2 rRNA genes are annotated in these 2803 nt (G+C 52.6%); both read left to right on the forward strand.

Annotated elements, in window-relative coordinates:
• Nucleotides 1–63 precede the first annotated feature (63 nt).
• Nucleotides 64–1584, forward strand: a 16S ribosomal RNA gene (locus tag HMPREF2559_RS01340).
• 478 nt (nucleotides 1585–2062) lie between these two features.
• A 23S ribosomal RNA gene (locus HMPREF2559_RS01345) occupies nucleotides 2063–2803 on the forward strand; the annotation flags it as partial.

Here is a 2803-nt window from a genome sequence, read left to right on the forward strand (position 1 = left end):
TTTTGCTTTGGTATTGGGCTTTTCACGGCCTATAAGCCTTTATCGGATTTTTTCTGATTGGTTTTTGTGGAGAGTTTGATCCTGGCTCAGGACGAACGCTGGCGGCGTGCTTAACACATGCAAGTCGAACGGAAAGGCCTGCAGCTTGCTGCGGGTACTCGAGTGGCGAACGGGTGAGTAACACGTGGGTGATCTGCCCTCAACTTTGGGATAAGCCTGGGAAACTGGGTCTAATACCGGATATGACCTTTCTTTAGTGTGGAAGGTGGAAAGCTTTTGCGGTTGGGGATGAGCTCGCGGCCTATCAGCTTGTTGGTGGGGTAATGGCCTACCAAGGCGTCGACGGGTAGCCGGCCTGAGAGGGTGTACGGCCACATTGGGACTGAGATACGGCCCAGACTCCTACGGGAGGCAGCAGTGGGGAATATTGCACAATGGGCGGAAGCCTGATGCAGCGACGCCGCGTGGGGGATGAAGGCCTTCGGGTTGTAAACTCCTTTCGACAGGGACGAAGCTTTTTGTGACGGTACCTGTATAAGAAGCACCGGCTAACTACGTGCCAGCAGCCGCGGTAATACGTAGGGTGCGAGCGTTGTCCGGAATTACTGGGCGTAAAGAGCTCGTAGGTGGTTTGTCGCGTCGTCTGTGAAATTCCGGGGCTTAACTCCGGGCGTGCAGGCGATACGGGCTAACTTGAGTGCTGTAGGGGAGACTGGAATTCCTGGTGTAGCGGTGAAATGCGCAGATATCAGGAGGAACACCGATGGCGAAGGCAGGTCTCTGGGCAGTTACTGACGCTGAGGAGCGAAAGCATGGGTAGCGAACAGGATTAGATACCCTGGTAGTCCATGCCGTAAACGGTGGGCGCTAGGTGTGAGTCCCTTCCACGGGGTTCGTGCCGTAGCTAACGCATTAAGCGCCCCGCCTGGGGAGTACGGCCGCAAGGCTAAAACTCAAAGGAATTGACGGGGGCCCGCACAAGCGGCGGAGCATGTGGATTAATTCGATGCAACGCGAAGAACCTTACCTGGGCTTGACATATACAGGATTGCTGCAGAGATGTAGTTTCCCTTGTGGCTTGTATACAGGTGGTGCATGGTTGTCGTCAGCTCGTGTCGTGAGATGTTGGGTTAAGTCCCGCAACGAGCGCAACCCTTGTCTTATGTTGCCAGCACGTTATGGTGGGGACTCATGAGAGACTGCCGGGGTCAACTCGGAGGAAGGTGGGGATGACGTCAAATCATCATGCCCCTTATGTCCAGGGCTTCACACGTGCTACAATGGTCGGTACAATGCGCAGCGACACTGTGAGGTGGAGCGAATCGCTGAAAGCCGGTCTTAGTTCGGATTGGGGTCTGCAACTCGACCCCATGAAGTTGGAGTCGCTAGTAATCGCAGATCAGCAATGCTGCGGTGAATACGTTCCCGGGCCTTGTACACACCGCCCGTCACGTCATGAAAGTTGGTAACACCCGAAGCCAGTGGCTCAAACTCGTTAGGGAGCTGTCGAAGGTGGGATCGGCGATTGGGACGAAGTCGTAACAAGGTAGCCGTACCGGAAGGTGCGGCTGGATCACCTCCTTTCTAAGGAGCTTTATTTAGCCCACAGTTGTGGGTATACCGAAGGCATTGTTTTTATAGGCTTTGTTTCTTTGGTGGTTGGTTGAGTGCCCGTAGGTGGTGCTGCCAACAGTGTTTTTAATCGGGTGGAGACACACCACACGATAAACACACAAAACATTGTGTGAAACGTTAAAGGACGAAAATAGTTGTGAGGTTCGTTGGTGCATTGTTGGGTGTCTGGGGCATTATCCCCTGGTGTAACCCAGCCGGTTTCAATAGGCAGTGTGAGCGTTTGCTTTGTTGTTTGTTGGTTGGTTGGGGTGTTGTGTGAGAACTGTATAGTGGACGCGAGCATCACACAGCAAACCGTTGGACTGCATTTTTGTGTGGTTGGTTTGTTGTGTTGTGTAATTTCTTTTGTTCTTTTGTGTTTTGTTGTTCACGCCGGCAACAGTTAGTTTCTTGCCTTTTGTGGTGGGGGTTGGTTGTTGTTGGTTGTGTGTTCGTTACTAAGGGCGCATGGTGGATGCCTTGGCATGCTGAGCCGATGAAGGACGTGTAAGGCTGCGTTAAGCCTCGGGGAGTTGTCAATTGAGCGTTGATCCGAGGATGTCCGAATGGGGAAACCTGGCCACCGTTATGGGTGGTTACCCTTCAGTGAATTCATAGCTGTTGTGGGGGTTACGCGGGGAAGTGAAACATCTCAGTACCCGTAGGAAGAGAAAATAATAATGATTCTGCTAGTAGTGGCGAACGAACGTGGATGAGGCTAAACCGTGTGCATGTGATACCTGGTAGGGGTTGTGTGTGCGGTGTTGTGGGCCCTAACAGGCAGTAGCTACCGATACTGTGCTTGGTTGTTGTTGATAGGTGAAGTGGTGTGGAAACGCCTACCGTAGAGGGTGATAGTCCCGTAATTGAAGTCTTCAATTTCTAAGTTGTTGGGTTGCCCGAGTAGCAGCGGGCTCGTGGAATCTGCTGTGAATCTGCCGGGACCATCCGGTAAGCCTAAATACTCAGTGTGACCGATAGTGGATGAGTACCGTGAGGGAATGGTGAAAAGTACCCCGGGAGGGGAGTGAAATAGTTCCTGAAACCATGTGCTTACAATCCGTCAGAGCACCTGTATGTGTGTGATGGCGTGCCTTTTGAAGAATGAGCCTGCGAGTCAGCGGCATGTCGCGAGGTTAACCCGTGTGGGGTAGCCGTAGGGAAACCGAATCCTAATGGGGTGATTTTT

This window comes from Corynebacterium sp. HMSC072G08, assembly GCF_001809185.1.
In the GTDB taxonomy this organism is placed as follows: domain Bacteria; phylum Actinomycetota; class Actinomycetes; order Mycobacteriales; family Mycobacteriaceae; genus Corynebacterium; species Corynebacterium phoceense.